The 17052-nt window shown below is 41.0% G+C and carries 15 protein-coding genes and 3 pseudogenes; 2 read left to right on the forward strand and 16 right to left on the reverse strand.

The annotated features are described in order from the left end of the window. Nucleotides 1-520: 520 nt before the first annotated feature. Both UQ64_RS29980 and UQ64_RS29985 read right to left on the reverse strand, forming a co-directional pair. Nucleotides 521-1194 (reverse strand): annotated as a pseudogene (locus UQ64_RS29980) (MFS transporter); the annotation flags it as partial. Between the two features lie 455 nt (nt 1195-1649). After that, complete coding sequence (locus UQ64_RS29985; RefSeq protein ID WP_280818189.1) at nt 1650-1823, reverse strand: hypothetical protein; 174 nt, start codon at nt 1821-1823, stop codon at nt 1650-1652. Nucleotides 1824-1893: 70 nt separating this feature from the next. On the opposite strand from UQ64_RS29985, the gene UQ64_RS10940 reads away from it, so the two are divergent. Next, complete coding sequence (locus tag UQ64_RS10940; RefSeq protein ID WP_156417511.1) at nt 1894-2625, forward strand: hypothetical protein; 732 nt, start codon at nt 1894-1896, stop codon at nt 2623-2625. An 837-nt stretch (nt 2626-3462) separates the two neighbouring features. On the opposite strand, the gene UQ64_RS32845 is transcribed toward UQ64_RS10940, so the two are convergent. The 13 genes and pseudogenes from UQ64_RS32845 to UQ64_RS10985 all read right to left on the reverse strand — a co-directional run bounded on the left by UQ64_RS32845 (nt 3463) and on the right by UQ64_RS10985 (nt 15966). Next, a complete protein-coding gene (locus UQ64_RS32845) occupies nt 3463-3702 on the reverse strand; it encodes an AAA family ATPase (protein WP_425339583.1) in 240 nt (79 codons plus the stop codon). 39 nt (nt 3703-3741) lie between these two features. Beyond that, a complete protein-coding gene (locus UQ64_RS10945; RefSeq protein WP_209445749.1) occupies nt 3742-4044 on the reverse strand; it encodes a MazG-like family protein in 303 nt (100 codons plus the stop codon). A 374-nt stretch (nt 4045-4418) separates the two neighbouring features. Then, nucleotides 4419-4694 (reverse strand): annotated as a pseudogene (locus UQ64_RS32675) (CPBP family intramembrane glutamic endopeptidase); the annotation flags it as partial. Between the two features lie 354 nt (nt 4695-5048). Beyond that, the gene (locus UQ64_RS10950) at nt 5049-5384 is read right to left on the reverse strand and encodes a hypothetical protein (protein ID WP_245237922.1); all 336 of its coding nucleotides are present in this window, start codon (nt 5382-5384) and stop codon (nt 5049-5051) included. A gap of 43 nt (nt 5385-5427) precedes the next feature. After that, the gene (locus UQ64_RS10955; RefSeq protein WP_245237923.1) at nt 5428-7182 is read right to left on the reverse strand and encodes a S41 family peptidase; all 1755 of its coding nucleotides are present in this window, start codon (nt 7180-7182) and stop codon (nt 5428-5430) included. A 443-nt stretch (nt 7183-7625) separates the two neighbouring features. Beyond that, a complete protein-coding gene (locus UQ64_RS10960) occupies nt 7626-7808 on the reverse strand; it encodes a hypothetical protein (RefSeq protein ID WP_060623502.1) in 183 nt (60 codons plus the stop codon). A gap of 898 nt (nt 7809-8706) precedes the next feature. Then, nucleotides 8707-8835: a DUF6254 family protein gene (locus UQ64_RS32045; RefSeq protein WP_234540893.1), complete on the reverse strand. Its 129-nt coding sequence runs from the start codon at nt 8833-8835 to the stop codon at nt 8707-8709. 369 nt (nt 8836-9204) lie between these two features. Continuing rightward, complete coding sequence (locus tag UQ64_RS10965; protein ID WP_060623503.1) at nt 9205-11406, reverse strand: M1 family metallopeptidase; 2202 nt, start codon at nt 11404-11406, stop codon at nt 9205-9207. A 446-nt stretch (nt 11407-11852) separates the two neighbouring features. Further along, on the reverse strand, nt 11853-13721 hold the full coding sequence (locus UQ64_RS10970; protein WP_060623504.1) for a M56 family metallopeptidase: 1869 nt from the start codon (nt 13719-13721) through the stop codon (nt 11853-11855). Further along, entirely contained in the window at nt 13718-14131 is a 414-nt protein-coding gene (locus UQ64_RS10975; protein WP_060623505.1) for a BlaI/MecI/CopY family transcriptional regulator, read from the reverse strand. The genes UQ64_RS10970 and UQ64_RS10975 overlap by 4 nt, the downstream gene beginning before the upstream one ends. Before the next feature lie 75 nt (nt 14132-14206). Beyond that, a complete protein-coding gene (locus UQ64_RS10980; RefSeq protein ID WP_060623506.1) occupies nt 14207-14938 on the reverse strand; it encodes a hypothetical protein in 732 nt (243 codons plus the stop codon). Between the two features lie 222 nt (nt 14939-15160). Then, nucleotides 15161-15427 (reverse strand): TroA family protein, encoded by a 267-nt coding sequence (locus tag UQ64_RS30780; RefSeq protein ID WP_156417512.1) that lies wholly within the window; start codon nt 15425-15427, stop codon nt 15161-15163. A 143-nt stretch (nt 15428-15570) separates the two neighbouring features. Next, the gene (locus UQ64_RS10985; RefSeq protein WP_060623507.1) at nt 15571-15966 is read right to left on the reverse strand and encodes a BlaI/MecI/CopY family transcriptional regulator; all 396 of its coding nucleotides are present in this window, start codon (nt 15964-15966) and stop codon (nt 15571-15573) included. A 235-nt stretch (nt 15967-16201) separates the two neighbouring features. Here UQ64_RS10985 and UQ64_RS29995 point away from each other — a divergent pair. Continuing rightward, nucleotides 16202-16376: pseudogene (locus UQ64_RS29995) on the forward strand (MerR family transcriptional regulator); the annotation flags it as partial. A 136-nt stretch (nt 16377-16512) separates the two neighbouring features. Here the strand turns inward: UQ64_RS29995 and UQ64_RS10990 are convergent. Next, complete coding sequence (locus UQ64_RS10990; RefSeq protein ID WP_060623508.1) at nt 16513-16746, reverse strand: hypothetical protein; 234 nt, start codon at nt 16744-16746, stop codon at nt 16513-16515. Nucleotides 16747-17052 lie beyond the last annotated feature (306 nt).

Here is a 17052-nt window from a genome sequence, read left to right on the forward strand (position 1 = left end):
TGGCAGTACCCAAAAGTATTTTCCCCTTCTCTAGACTTCCTATCCTAGAATTTTCTCTTGCTACGGAAAAAAATTATGTTTTATATTCAATAAGTCTCGAGATTTTCAAGTCAATTCCCATGATATTCGTAACTGTCGGGAGTTTATATCGTTTCCTTGACTGATGAATAAGGAAGGGAACGTTAAATGTGCTAATCTGCTTATGATAACAGATTCCCAATGCTTGACTAAGATTATCAGGATCAAATTACTTTTTATTTAGTCCGCAGTGAGAAAAGGTTCACCCTTTACCTTCACCTAAGTATTCCATTTGACTATTAAAGCCAGTTATATACTGGAGAGAAATACCATCAACAGCATCACTCTCCGCAAAGATAAAGAATCTACCCATCGAATGGTTAATTTCAAAATATACCACTCCTTGCTCAGACAGTGAACTATCGCACACGCTAGCGCATGGAATTCCCTATCTTATGCCTAAGGTGCTTTGCTTCTGATTGTTCTCCCCTCCCGTCTTTCCCTAGCTTGGAGTAACAGCGAATAAGGATAGCAGTCCGTCGACCGCTCCTACGGCTGCCATAGTAAAGAATAAGACCCAACGTCCTCGGTTCATTAGAAGTGAAACAACCGGTGGCCCCAGTGCCTCCGATAAACCTCATACTGCTATATAAAGAAGTGATCGTGCCTCAATTTTCTTTTTGAATTCCTTCAGTGATCAGCGTATCCATACAAGGTAATACAACCCCAATTCCAATCCCGCCTAAACTTAAGAATCCTACCATGAAATAAATATTCTGACTAAAGCCAGTAATGAGCATTGCTGCCGGGAGTAGAGCCATTCCACTAAAGCCGAGCCATTTCATTAATACCTTGTTTTTGCCGATGATTTTACCGCTCCCATAAAAGGCCAGACACAGCAACGCAAGAGGAATTGCCAGTACAAATACCTTTGAAGCTCCATACAACTTATACTTTGCTTCCAAAGTCTCAGATAAATGGAACAGGATTCCGAAGCTTGCAAACATACAGATTCCTCCGATTGCAAATATCGCATACAGCCAGCGACCCTTCTCATGCAAGATTTCTTTGATACCAGTTAAAAATTGCCCTATGCTTTTCTTGGGATGGGAATTGCTATAAGGGTGCATACCATAACAATGTACCTAAATAAGCGCCGAGGATAGGGCTTAACACTTAAAAACTCTTTTTCAGCATATGTAACTCCTTTTCAAGTAAAACCTGTATAATTACATCTCCTATTATTGTATTGAATATTCTCTAGATTTGCTTTCTAATTTAACCTCTACGTAATCAAGAAATCGTGTTAGCTGCATTGTATCCTGAATATTCAAGTAATTCATAAGGCTGAGCATAAAACCACTGTCTGGTTTAGTATGTAGGCACATTTGTGCATTTTTCTTTGAAACAAATGTACCTACATAAAAAAGAAAAGCCTGATCTAACAAGCTTTTTTCGAGTAGCTTATGTTGGCACTTTTGTGTCATTGAACATTATTATTCATTTGTCGGTTTTATAGGACAAGAACTTGGTCCCTTTGCTGATTCCCCCACTTTTTTCGGCATATAAAATCCACCTATATAAATGAGTCGATCAATAACCATGTTTTCTTACAAAATTAACGAGATTGGTCACTGACTTCGGTCGTTCCGCCCACCTATGTGTCCGAAGCAACCAGGTGCGCGGCACACAGCAGCTGGCCACGCCGTCGGCACCGATTCACGCAGCTCCCGGTAGTTGTAGATTTCCCCGTTAAAAATAAGTGATACTTCGCCCTCATTGTGCATCGACTGCGAACCTTGGATTCATACGGTTTACTTAGGAAGGGTATCACTTCAACTCATCCATGAATAGGCTGTTGTAATAAATTGAATAATGGAGGTATCCCATATGACCTTTGGGAACGAATATCCAAACAGCCAGGCTAATCCATCCGTATACCCTTACTTTACCCATTACAATCCTTTCCCTTACTCTCATTACTACCATCACTTCCGTTCAGAAAGCAGCCTGGCAGATCTACCCTCAGACAGCGAAAACACCAAAAAAGAACCTCTAAATGGTTATATGAACGAAAATGTATCCAGCGGGCAGGGGATTAAGCTAAATACCGGAGGAGAAGTAGGCGGTAAACACGGCATTGGTTTAAATGCTGGCGGGAATTTAGCCTTAGGTAGCATGGGTATGTATGCGGGCGGCCATATGGGCACTCCTTCATATGGAATCCATGCGCAAGGCAATACTCATCTGGACAGCAACCAGGGTCTAGGGCTCAATACCGAAGCCCAGGCCTTCGGCAAGTACGGGATTGCGGCTCAGGCAAAAACCCAAATAGGTGGCGGTAAAGAGGCAGGGTTTCATACGGGGGCGCAGGTCGGAGGAGAGTACGGTATAAGTGCTGATGCCGAAGGACACTTGGGGTTCAGTCAAGGCGCGGGACTGCAAACCCATTTGCAGCTTGGTGGCGAAAATGGTCTCGGCGCCCAGGCCAAGGCACAACTCGGCGGCGGTCAAGGAGCAGGCTTAGGAGTTGCCGGACAGGTAGGCAAATATAATGGAAAGTTAGGATTTAATATCGGCGGCAAGGACAAAGAAACCAAGGAGTAAAAGTTGCCCCAACGTTAAGTATTATAACCTTTCATTAGACATCCATTTAATCGTCAATGTGACTATATACTTGTCCTTGAGGAAAAATGAATATCAAATCGGTAATAGGACCATGTTCCTGTCCATTAACGGCTAAGGGATCAAGTTCTTGTCTGGAGTAAAGGACAAGAACTTGATCCCTTAAAATACAAAAACCGCGCGGGGCTCGGGTTCTTATAGGACTATGTTCTTGTCCCCTGACAAAGATGCATAAATAACACCTCTTTGCGGAGTTCTTCTTCTAATTGTCTCGGTAATAATCCAGAATTTAAACGTTTTCCAAGGAGTTCCAGAGGTGTTTGGTGATAAATCCCTCCATGCGGCTTTCCGTTGTAATCAGATATCTGATGTCTATAAGTTGTTTTAAATGATCAAAGGTCATTTTGTATTTAACAGCATTCTTTTCGGGATCTGTTCAAAAAAACGCTCGATAATCCCTCTTCTCATTGGAATAGCAACAGGTCCTAAATTAATATCACATCTAAAGCCCCAAACGAGACCGTCAACTGAGATTGACATGTAGCGGTGTACGAGCCTTCGAAGATTCTTGGGGTGACTCCAGTCTGTACATGAATATTCTTAAGTTCAATTCCTTTAAAGTAAAGTACAACAGCATTTTTACGATCTGTATAACTGGTTCTCTCTTCTTTTATGTATATCCGGTCGTAAATATGGACTAAAGGGGTTCCTAGCATTCTAAGATAGTTTAACGACACTCAGTCTTTTAAAGTGCTTCCGCCGAAGTGCAGCATGATAATTCGAGGGTCGCTTTATAAATATGGAACCGCAGGATTTATTTTACACAACTGGGGCGTTTCGATTTTCAATGGCATAAATGACCCCTGGAGTGACTACATCTGCTTGTTTACATTCAACTTCAGCTCGAAAGAAGTTCAAAAGGACAAACCGACGTACACCTCTCCCTCGTTTGTTCATTGGGATTTGATCATCTCCGGTTAAAGTAAGCTTAAAAAGGCCTTCCCATTTCGGTTCGGTCTTAAATTGAGGGGCTAGCTCCGTAGCGATAGCGGGATCCAATTGTCGTAGTAGTTATCGTGTTGTGTGAAATTCTTTATATTATTCTTTTACTTTTGTAAGAACACCATCTTTATTTTCGTATTTTCTTTTTTCGTTTTTTTCCATTTTATGCATTATCTCTTCTTCCAAGTTAATTCCTAGAAGTTCCGAAAGTCCTATTAAGTAGAGTGCAACATCAGCCAATTCTTCACCCAAATCGTCTTTCTTTTTCAGATAAGCTTCGCAAGCTTCTGATAATTCGCCATATATAAAACAAAATTCTTGAAAAATATCAGTAACATTAAATCCCTTCGCAATTTTATTCTGATAAACTCTTTTTTGTAACTGTAATAAATCAATCATTTTATTCACCTATCCTATATATGATTTTTATTTGCAATAGAGCATACAAGGTGACCTATTAAGTTCTCCGTATAGCAATGATTTCATTGAAGGAGAGCGTGTTCCCTCCCTCAATGCCCCCTTAATACAGAAAACCCGCGCTGGGCGCGGGCTCTTATGGGACTATGTTATTGTCCACCGACAGGAGGACAATAATATAGTCCCTTGTAGGACAAGTACATGGTCCCTTATCTGACTCCCTCTGTTTTCAGTCACAAAAAAAGCCACTTCTTAATTAGGACTTAATTTATCAATTTGATTATCAGTCATACTTTTTAACATATGCATCCATACAAGCCAATCTTAATGGTGTGAATGTTTTCATTTTGGAAACAAAGAGATATATTATTTTTAGCGTAAAAAACAGTTTTCAACCATTCCTTAAAATCTGTTATTTTGTTATTTTTCTTCAGAACGATAAATGAAGTAATAGCGGGCGACAAAATATAGATTGCAAAAGGAATACTCATCCCTAAGTTCTGTAACGATTCTTGAACCGAAGAGTGTACCTAGAATCCGAATAGCCCAAGAACAATCATTGCACCTGACACAAGATAGGCTATAAAAAATGTCAGCATTGTAAATTGCACTATAATTTTGTTGTCTGTCACAATTTCTTCACCTCACGGTTTAAAATATACATTAAATTGAAACAGATGGCTTTGATTTTTATCACCTTATGTTTGCTTTCTGCTAATTCAAATTTGCGCTTCTCACAAAATATATTTTCACGTTCGATATATACTACCATTGTGAACCTATAATAAATCCAGTCATGTCACTTAATATTCACGAAGAAGCCTCACCCTCAATTATTTTTACAATTGGCAACGAGACTAAGTTCTTAATCATTTTCGGCAATGGGATCGAGTTCTTGTCCACCATTCACTTATATCAATTGTTCCAACATAAAAAACCCATATCGACCCTAGTTCTAGGGCGATATGGGCGCCTGCCTTGAGATGTTATTTTTTAATTGCAGCTTTTAGAATTCCGATCTTCTCTTGTCGTGATAGATCCGATGAGGTTGAAATGCTATATCCAAATTTACCGCCATCTTGCCAAAAAACGTATTTCGGGAAAACATTTGCCGGTAAATCATCGTCAAAAAATCCATTATTCTTGCTTCCATCGGCGTCCACAGTATACTTCGTGATCGCAAGCGTATCTTTCCCGTTCGTGTATTCCAGGCGAATATCGTCGGCTTCTTTCCAGTTCATTTTTTTCGTGAAGACCGGTTTGCCGCTCTTCTTCCCTTCAGCTTGGAGAAAGTGTAAGCAACGTCCTAGTTCAAATTTCAAGAAGCGATGACCTCCCGCATATATTCCAAATACACTTTCATAATTAATAACCACCTTTAATTAATTCAACAGCTCTCTCAATATACTCGTCTCTGCCTTCCATAATCCCTTCAATGGTAGGATCAAGACGAATATCTGGCTGCAATCCTATTCTTTGCGTTGGGTTTTTATCTGGATTAAATATGCCGAGTCCACTTATAGCGGTTTTTATTTTTCCTGGAAGCATAATGATACGTATATCACCATCAGTTCCAGCAGACGGCCTACCGAGAACTATGGAGTTTTCTGTATTTCTAAGAGACATCGTTGTAAACTCGCCTTGACTAGCAGTATGTTCATTGATTAGAATCACTACTTTCCCTTTATAAACGGCATTTGTTTCTTGGGGCTTCCCTGAAACCAAAGGCTCAAGGAAATAAAATTCACCGGGTATTGCACGATTGGGGACTGATACTGTGGCAAATTCTTTTTCAGAAGCGATCAGATATTTGGCTAATTCATAAGTAAGTATGCTAGATGGGTAGTTTCTAAGATCTACAATTAGTCCTTTAGTGTTCCACCATTTTTTCATGATTTTATCAATCTCTCCATCTTTCAAGAGACCAGCGTTAATATAGTAGATTTCTCCACTCTCCATTGCTTGTGATTTCGTATCCACCAGGAAATTAATGTCTTGTTGACTGCCTACTGCACTAATGTTCCTCTTATTTCCCTGCCGAATTACAGTAACGTCCGTATTCTTCTGTTCAGTTCGGAATAAATTAAGAAAAAATAAGCTGGCCGTGTCTTCTCGCGACTGTGATATATATTTTCTTCTATCTTCTAATAATTCATCTATATTTTTGTCGCCTACTTTTAATACAATGTCTCCGACCTCAAGTCCACACTTGTTAATTACTTTATTTATAACAATCTGATTGTTAATTTCGATAAAGTTTACGGGAACCCGATACGTTCCAAAATAATCAGTAATCGGCTCTCTATCTTTGCCCACCAAATATGCATGAGAATCATGTATTCTAGTTGTCAGTTCTGCTAAAGTCATGAAATAGGAGTCATAATCCGATCCATCTACCATTTTAGGAATAAACTCCAGAAGCACTCGATCCCAATCTTCTCCGATGACATCTTTATACGGATAGTAATATTCGATAATATTCCAGTAGCGGAATAAACCTAGCAACCTGTATCCTGTATCATCGAAATTCATATTAGAGTACGGGTTTTCATTTCCCATAGACGGAAAGAATGAATCGTCCTTAAAACTAACATATGCATATTCTCGTTCTGAAATATTAGAATCCAGAAGCTTCGATAATTCAAGACTCAAGTCTGTTCCGAGATATTCTTCATCCTTGGACCAATCTGTAGATGGACTGAGCTGTATGGAATCTTCGGAAAATTGATATTGAACATCAAGCTCTTTAGAAATGGACTTGCTGCCTAATGAATGAACCCACTCATAGAGAATTGAATTCACATCTGAATTTTCTTCTAAAATAGAGGGCATCACCCGAAACAGCTCATAATCCCAATTTACATCTCCAGATACAACCTTAGGATGATAGTATTTCACCACTCCCCAAACCTTACTGAGCTTAGCAAAATCTACGATCTTTTGTTCAGAAAGGCTGGAAAATTTCATTCTACTTCCTTGGTCAAATTCCTGCTCCTTCTCTCTCCCGAGTTGATGAGTCTCTTGTGATGTAGAACATCCTGCAATAATAAAAATAAGCAATACACTGAAAAACACCAGGGACTTCCAGTTTCTTCTTTTTCCTTCCCCCACCTCTTTCACGCCTTTCAGCTTAACAATTTATCTTTTTGTCATTCTTGCAAATCTAGGACCTGCTTCACCTAGCACTGCAAATTTACATGTCGTTTTTCACCAATTTTATAAACTATCCCTCAGAATCACTAGTGTAAATAAAAAAAACCAGCCTTATAGCTCTTATCCTAGGCTGGGGCGTATGTTGTCTGAGCTTTCACCCTGATTATACATCTAATAACCATAAAGGTGATAGCTCAGCATCAAATAATGACAGATTAGATTTGCGTGTTGTTCATTCAGGCATTAATAATTCCTCATACAATTCATTCATAAATTTCCCGGCACTAATGATCCCTTCTTTCGCTTCCTCCAGAAAGGAATGACAGCACAGCCAACCGTGAAACAATGTCTCTTAATGATCTTGCTTGATCTCATAGAGCTTTCCATTCTCATTTTTTTCCACTATTGGACTATATAGAGGTGCCGACAAGCATCGCATTATTCCCTGCAGATATATAGTTTTTTGTATTTAGTAAATCAAAATAGACACCTATCAAATCGGCAATAGTAACATGTTCTTGTCCATTATCGGCAATCGGTACAAGTTCTTGTCTCTTACAGCTATCCTGTCGGAGGACAAGAACTTGGTCCATTGCCGATTTCCCCTTTCTAATGCAAAAAAACAACCGGTTAATCACGGTTGTTTACAGTCGTTAAATAGCGTTCTTACAGCAATTTGATTGGAGTTTAGTCATGTTTTTTTACAAAGGAATCTACGTAATCCTTTAAGGCCTTGTTTCTTAGAGCATACAGAAGCGACAGAATAAATGAGAAACTCTCAGAAATAGAGTTTCAAAATCTAAATATAGATGTTCTTATTGAATACTATAAAAATTCAAGTGGCTCTCTCTAACGTCAAAAAAACGGTGGCCAGTTACTTTAACTGTGTTATAGCTTTTCAATTTGGAGTAAAACAGTAGGTGCTCTTATCAGTGGTGGAAGCGTAACAGAAGGAAAGTTAGCAACGGCCCTTGCTTTACTAATTGTTTCATTCTCTATAACATTTTTAATTTAATCAATAAAGACAGCACTTGAATCAATTTTATTGATGCAATCAAACGAATTAAATAAAATGGTTTCGACGTGACGATGTCCGTCAGAGACCGGTCATTTTGACGGAGGAAGGAGCGAAAAAGCACCGTGAAATGGCTCTTGCGTGTAACCCCTAGACACTCCGCTAATTGCGAAGGCAACGGTTATAGCGATCAATCTGACGCTTGGATTGGTACAAGCGAGGGAATAGCGTTAATGTCATTTGTTACATTATTATTATTGTTCATATATTTATGTATGTCCCCTAATTACTTTTTCCAACATGTTTTTCTATCAATTCCAATGAAAACCAACGGCAGAGATCCTTAGAGTAAAAAAACGACAGGCTGAGCTGCCTCTTATAACTACCATCTGCACCATGTCTCCGTGCCCGTTGTACAGATAATAATAGTCCTAATGCAGAAAGGCTGCCGGCAAATTTCTCCGACAGTCTTTCTCTTAAAAAGTAGTATTCTTATCTTCATATTCGCTGGACAATCCCTTAAGCGATTTGATTTTACCATGGGGATGCTGTTCTTGCTTTCGTGACTTCCAGGCAGCTTCCTTCCTTCTCTTCTGGTGAGCCATAAAAGATATCCTCCTCTGGAAATTGAGATGTATACTACTTCCTTATGATGTCATTCCAGGGCTACGTTCATTCATATAATTATTTTGTGTTTACAGGCATAATACACTAGGGTATTTGTTTATTTGCACATTGTAGCCAGTTTCTGGAGTAATGGTTCCTTTGTTACGATTGGCCGTTTATAAAACCGTTATTCAACGTGGTATCATAATTACAAAAAAGCTTATCCATCATCACCCCATTCTATATACTCCTTTTCTGAGGTTTGGTTTTACATTTTCCTGAGAATCCTTATTATGTTTACAAAAAAAAAATTCTCCAAAATCAACGACCATGGAACTCCCTCGGGAATAAGACTGCCCTGTGATTTATTATTCTGCAAATAGTTTCGCATACGGATTTTCGATCTTTTGTTCGCTGCTGCTCTTACCTGCGTTATTCAGAACATAATATTGATAGAAATGGTTTGAAAAATTCAATGATTCCAATGCTTTTGCCATAAATGGATCTGCCGTCTGATCACTCAAGTAGTCCCCTGTCCAAAAATAATGCAACATGAGACGATTCTGGTTATACGGATGTTTGATAATGTAGGCTCCGGATTGATTAGACTTTTTCATGATTTCCTGCCATTTAAAACCGACTGTATCAGCACGCTTGATGATGCCGGACTTCAAGGCTTGTACAAACCCATTCGCATCCGGTTTGCCAATGACAATGATATTACTGTCCCCTAGCTCCTTCTTAAACTTGTTTTTTAATACTTGACGTTCCGTTATAATCGTTGGCTTTATTCCTGCTATTTGGAAGAAGCCTTGAAACTGTTTGAGCAGTTGATCCTGTTGTTTTGTTGCTTTGTCCGATGTCAAACGGTCGCTCAAGATAATCGTTAGCGGCTCGCCCTGCAACGTTTTATCGATAATTCGGCTCATCGTTTCAGACGGAACCTCTGGAAACTGCACAAACACCGAATGGTATATTGATTTAAATTGCTCGTACATATAAGCGGCTTCCTCGTCCGCTGTTAGACGATATTCAGACTTCAAAGAATAATTGGGCTGGCGCAAATCCGCTTCCCAATCATCTCTGATCTTTTTGCCCGCTTTGTTCTCAACAACCTGAAGCAGTCCTTCGATCGTCGCATTTTTGTATACATACTGGTCAAAATATGTCTGCATCAACTCATCAAACTTCTCTTCGCCAAGCGTACGATACAACTCATAGATGGCTTGACGGCCTTTTTTATAAAAAATGGCGTCGGGAGAATCCCCAACCTTATCATTGGTCGCATCAAGCGGACTATCTATCGATACTTCATCGAATTGAATCACCTTGAATCCATTTAACGGATTTCCTTGTTTCTCATAGAAATAAACCATAGAGAAATCGGCAAATCCTTCATCTAGAAATGATTCCTTCTCGGAATTATTTCCAATTAATGCGTGGAACCATTGATGCGCAATTTCATGGACAAATGCTGAATGGTTTGAAATATCTGGCTGACCCTCGATCATGCCCATCTGAATCATTCGTGAAAATTCAACAGCGACCCCTTCAACGTACGATTCAACAATTCTGAACTCCGGATAAGGATATTTACCATATTTTTCGCTGAAGAAGTTAATGACTTTAAACGCTTGATCAATATATTGATCGATAATCTGTTTTTTGTCTTTCTGATTATCAAAGTAATAGTATTGTATGGTCAGACCATCTCGTGTAACACTTTCTACTTTAAAATCCGGACTCGTGAAGAAGACAAATTCTCTCGTATTATTCGCAGTGGCCGTTACCATCTTGCGGCCTGCTTCGGCATCCTGTACGGTCAGTGTTCCAGGCATGGATATCTGGTAATCGGCGGGTACATTCATGGTTACCTGATAATCCGCAGAATCATAATAATCGGATTCAAATGTAGTGCTGTAAGGAGTTTTGTCCCACGTATGATCTGCAGGGTTATAGACCGAAAGCACAGGGAACCAATGAGCGCCATTGATGATATTCTTGTAATGGGACAACCGCTGTGAGCCATAAGGAATTTTTACGTCGAATTCAAGTTCCAGTGTGATAGATTGCCCGGGCTGCAATGCTTGTCCCAATGTAACCTTAAGTGCCTGATTCGTATTATCGAACTTCAAGGGTTGACCTAACGACTTCACATTGTTAATGTCAATACCGCCCAGGAAATCTTCAGGTTTCTTATCCGGATTTTCCTTTGCCATTCGTTCATTTGAATTTTCGAATATACCCGACTGTGTTACCTTTGAACGGTTTGCATCTGCAAAGGTGTGAAATACAATATTGTCCAGTGTATCCTTCGTGTTGTTTCGATAGGTCACAGTTTCTGTACCGTGAATCGTCATCTTCTTCTCATCAAGCCTTGCGTCTACTTGATAGCGCGCAAGCTGATGAACAGCCGCATCGGCTTCTAGCAACGAATCGTTCTGAATCGTTGGTTTCGCCGCCATCGCTATCCCCGTCCCGATAACAGGGCCTGTACTTAATGCGACAACAAGACTGCCGGCAATCATGCACTTCGGTAGTTTAGTATTCCAATGTTTAATTTTATTCATGTTACTCCTCCTAATGATAAGTTCCTAATCATGATCGTAGATCTTCGAGTGTGTACGAAGACTAGTATAAAGCTCTTACTTTACACGAGTTTTAAAGGAACCTTACATTAACCTTAAAAAGGTATCACTTATAGTTTTTTTAAACAGATACTCTGCACAAGTGTATTCCACTAACACGACTGTTGAGAGAATAGAAAACGGCCCATGGATGAGTGGGTAAATCGATAAAACAGCGTCCCAAGGAGGTCCGCTCCCGCACTTGGCTTGACAATACATCTGGCCCAACAGCCTGCCGATATAGTAGCGCCTGTTGGGCTTCAAAGAAGGGTCACGATTTATATGATAAGCAATTTACTAAGATAAACATTCACTTATATCAATTTTTCCAACATAAAAACCCATATCGACCCTATTTCTAGGGCGATATGGGCGCCTGCCTTGAGATGTTATTTTTTAATTGCAGCTTTCAGAATGCCGATCTTCTCTTGTCGTGATAGATCCGATGAGGTTGAAAGGCTATATCCAAATTTACCGCCATCTTGCCAAAAAACGTATTTCGGGAAAACATTTTCTGGTAAATCATCGTCAAAAAATCCATTATTCTTGCTTCCATCGGCGTCCACTTTATACTTCGTAATCGCAAGCGAATCTTTCCCGTTCGTGTATTCCAGGCGAATATCGTCGGCTTCTTTCCAGTCCATTTTTTTCGTGAAGACCGGTTTGCCGCTCTTCTTCCCTTCAGCTCTCAAATCATCGATGAACTTGCCTCCCAAGGGTCCTCCGATTCTCGCTTTGGAGAAAGTGTAGCCTTCTGGGAGGTTGGAAGGCTCTTGCAAGACAGTGCCTTTTAAGGTTGCTGCTTTTTGAAGATATTCATCAAAGGAAGCATATTCCTTCGTCAGCCCCCAATAGCTAAGATTAAGTCCGCTGTTCAACGCTTTATATTTATGATAGATGACATACGTGTCACCCGTCTCTTTAACCAATTCCTTCACGCGATTGATTTCATCGTCGATATATTTTTTATCCTCTGCAGGAAGTGCCTTAGCTGCATCCGCCGCTAGTTTATTCATTTTATCCATTTCTTGCTTATACAACGCGCGGTCTACCTTAGACCCATTGAATTCCTCAGGATAGGTGATATCTAATTGACGATCCCCAGCTTCTGATTGTACCGAAACAGCTATCGTTGCGTTCCCATCATCTTTTTCCTTGGCATTGACCAGCGTCACGCTGCCAAGCGCGAGAATGATTGTCATCCCTAAGATAGAAAGGCGATATGATTTTTTATTGAATTGTTTGATCATGATAAGTCTCCTTTTCATTTGTTTATGTGTCGCAGATAGGCCGGCAAGTCCCGGCAGGCGATGGTCTCCCGAGAAATGTTCCAACACTTGGATGATCGTCTGCCCATACGCATTATTTTGCTGTGGTCTCATCCGATCCAGCACGAAGGCATCACAGGCCATCTCTTGATCTTGTCGCGCTCTGTTCACTACAAGCCATACAAGTGGGTTGAACCAATGGAGAATCAGAATCAAGTGCATGATCCAATTCACAGCTACATCCCAGCGACGGACATGAGCGAATTCATGCGCCAAGATATACTGAAGCTGTCCTTCGTGCAGCGACTTCAGTAGACTTGGAGAGATGACGACTGTCGGCTTACAAAACCCAATGACGGCTGGACCGGGGATACGCTCGCTGGAAACAAATTCAACTTTGCGCTTCACGCCGAGCTGCTGCCGTGTCTCATGGAACAAGGCCAATAACAAAGGCGTTTCTATACGGCTACCAGCGCGCAGGGCATATTGCAATCGCAGCTGATCGTATATGATTTTCGCGACGAGAAGCAGTACACCCGTAAGCCAGATCAGTACCAAGACTGGAACAAAGCCCATGGATGTAATTTCATTCCACCAGAAATGGCTCTCCGGCTTGCTTCCTGATGTATCCGTGGGTGCTAATTCCGTTATCCCAACGACAATTCCATATTTTTCCGCCACAGAACCCTTTACTTGTTCTCCTGTCTCGCTTGCACTAATCGATGGATCTTGCATTTGCTGGTGAATGCCGGGCATGAAGGATTCCAGAGACAATACATTATAAAGGCTAAGAGAAGACTCTGGTGCCCAAGGAAGCAGCAAGCGGATCGCCACGGGTATCCAGAGCAAATATTTCCATCTGGCTTCCAGTTTGTTTTGGAATATGAATTGCAGAATCAAGATCAGCATGACCAGAATGCCTGCCATGAACGATCCCTGGATTACCCAGCCAAAGAATGACACAACAGTTTCGTATAAGCTTGGACTCATTCAGATTCTCTCTTTTCTAGCTCCCCAATTCTGCCGTTATTGTCGAATAACGTCTTCAAATCCTCAATTTCCTGCCTATTCAGCTTCTTATCTTGGAGGAAATTAGCCAACATCGGCATAATGGATCCACCATACATTTTCTCCATGAAGGAAGTAGTCTCGGAACGCTGATATTCTTGCTCGCTGAACCTAGGATAAAATAATTGCTTACGCCTCGAACTCTGCTCCAGCTTCACGCCCGCCGCTTCCTTCTGTACCAGTCGGCTAAGAAGCGTTCGGGTCGTATTCGAGCTCCAGCCCATTCGATCAGTCATTTGTTGAACAACTTCACTAGAATAGCAATCTGGATTTAGCCACAATACCCGCACAATTTCGAGCTCTGCATCCGTTATGGATGGTATTCGGTTCATATATACAACCTCCAAATCTAACTTGCGCAGAATGCATAGGATGGGCGAACTGCTGCGCATGCTCGAGGCAACCTATCACTTCTTGACCGCTGATTTTAGAATTTCAATCTTCTGTTCTCGGGTGATATCGGATGAAGTTGAAAGGCTGTATCCGAATTTGCCGCTATCTTGCCAATAAATGTATTTTGGGAAAATGTTTGCCGGAAGGTTATCGTCAAAATAACCTTTCTTCTTCCCTTCCTTCGCATCCACCACAAACTTCGTAATCGCAAGCGTATCTTCCCCGTTCGTGTATTCCAGGCGAATATCGTCTGCTTCTTTCCAGTCCATTTTTTTCGTGAAGACCGGTTTGCCGCTCTTCTTCCCTTCGGCTCTTAAATCATCGATGAACTTGCCTCCCAAGGGTCCTCCGATTCTCGCTTTGGAGAAAGTGTAACCTTCTGGCAGGTTGGAGGGCTTTTGCAAGATAACGCCTTTTAAGGTTGATGCTTTCTGGAGATATTCATCAAAGGAAGCGTATTCCTTCGTCAGCCCCCAGTAGTTAAGATCAAGTCCGCTGTTGAGTCCCTTGTACTTATAATACATGACGTAGGTATCTCCTGTCTTAGCGGTCAAATCCTTTACTCTCTTAATTTCTGCGTCAACCACCTTTTTTTCCGCTGCTGTTGGAGCTTGGTCGGCTGCCTTTTTAGCCGTCGACTTCTGGGCTGACTTGGAAGAAGCCGCGTCTACCACAAGGTTCATCGATGAACCCAATAGTAGAACACTGCTGAGGGTTGTGATGGCGAATTTTGATGCTGCTTTCATGTGGAAAACTCCTTCCTGTGATCCTGTTTTTAAAACTACACGTGTAGTTATAATTTAATACTACAGTTGTAGTCATAATTTGTCAACACTATTTTATCGGACCCTTTTCGAGTATCCATGAAATAAAAAAAACTCCTCCGGAGAGCAGTTTGATCGTACGACGGATTCGTTATTGCTGTTGTAGGATCTGGCTGGAGATCTGCTCGAGCAGCTTCTTTTTGCCTAAGGCAAAAATGCTTTGTTGTAATTCTGTCTGCTCGTCATCCGGTACACCTTCCCGGATTTGACGGCTTGTATACTGCTCCAAATGTTACTATGCTCTAGCACGTTCTGATTATTGTCCACCAACAGGATGACATGATCCGGATTAAGGCTGGACAGCGCTTTGAGACTAGTTACTTTTCCACCCCAAAGTTCCGGTTCCGGCGTACCTGGCGTTGGAAGCAGTCCAAGGTCGTGGAAGATTAAATCGGCGATGCCGGTCTTCACATAGTTTCGTTTTTCTTTAGGGGTTGTTGCATCGTCTCATAATAGTATGCTGGGTAATTTTGTGAAATCATACTAATAAAAAAACCGCGATTTACGCGGCGGTTCGACGTTAGGCTGAATGGTTCTACCTTTAATCAATTTTCTTATCGCTCATCGTTGTTACGACTCTCGTCAAATAAAGCTTTCAAGTCATCAATTTCTTTCTCGTTCAGCTTCTTATCCTGCAAAAAATTAGCGAGCATGGGCTTCAAGGCGCCGCCATACAGTTTCTTCATGAACGATTTGGTCTCCGACTTCAAATATTCTTGTTCGCTGATGAGTGGATAGAACAAAAAGTTTCGTTTGGATCCCTCTTCCTGTGTTGTTCCCGCCGCTTCTTTCTGCACTAGACGGTTCAGGAGCGTCCTTGTCGTATTCGGGCTCCACCCCACTTGTTCCGCCAATTGCTTGACGACCTCGCTGGAAGGACAATTCGGACTGGCCCACAATACGCGCATAACCTCGAGCTCCGCATCCGTGATGGGTGGTATTTTTGTCATGCCTAAACCCTCCAAAATCAAGTTATGACTACACCTGTAGTCACACTTAAATAGTACAATTGTGGTCTGATCTTGTCAACCTGCATTGTGTTTCATTCTAAAAATAAAGTTTTGCCGATCGATACCTTAACCTTTAGATTTGACCTAAGGGATATCTTGGATATATGCCGAGCTATTATCTTTAGGAGTGAACGTGATGTAGCGTGAAATTAGGATTAGTGAATTAGCCAAATTGATGAACGTATCCGTATATCAAATTCGATATTTCGAAGAGAAGGTTTTCTAGAGCCTGCTTATACAGACAATAATCTATATCGGATATACGGCATGGATCAAGAGTCTACCAACTGGCACACATTCTGCTGCTACGCAAATTGGGTGTGTCTGTCCAATCCATTGAAGAATGCATGTTTACTGAGTGGCTCCAGTTCCTTGTACAGGCTATATGCCGGTCTTTTCATCCATATTTGTCCTCTTACACGTTTCCCAATATCTTAGCTTAATGGATCACATTCGTAGTCTTAATGCAACCTACCACTTATTCCATTAATCTCCCTTTACTTCACTATCGTTCGGAAGTAATTCATACAAGGCACGAACATCACAACCGATGGAATCGGCGATCGATATGGCAATTTTGAGTGGCATCACTCTTTTGTTTTCAATAAAGTCGTAAACTCGTTCCGGTTTAAAAAGCAAGTCTTTTGCCAGCCATTCCGCTGACTTTCCGGATTCCATCAATCGTTCATTCAGTAAGCAACGTCCTAGTTCAAATTTCAAGAAGCAATGACCTCCCGCATAAGATAATACTTAACTTTAAGCGTTGTCCATTGCCAGCATGAATATACTTTATAAAGCGTCCCATAACAATGAATTTCTCCATGCGTCTGTCCAATTTGTTAAGCGAGTTCCCAAAATGTTTTCGATTTATATGGTATGGCGTTCTCTATACGATATCTTGGCTGTCTTTTCTAATACCTCTCTTCTATCTGCACACTCCGCTTTATCAACCGAAGGTCTTTTTATTAATTTTTTTGTCCCACCTGTTCAATTATGAACTTGGAAGTTAACGAATAATTCATTATA

It is taken from the genome of Paenibacillus etheri, assembly GCF_001012825.1.
In the GTDB taxonomy this organism is placed as follows: domain Bacteria; phylum Bacillota; class Bacilli; order Paenibacillales; family Paenibacillaceae; genus Paenibacillus_AQ; species Paenibacillus_AQ etheri.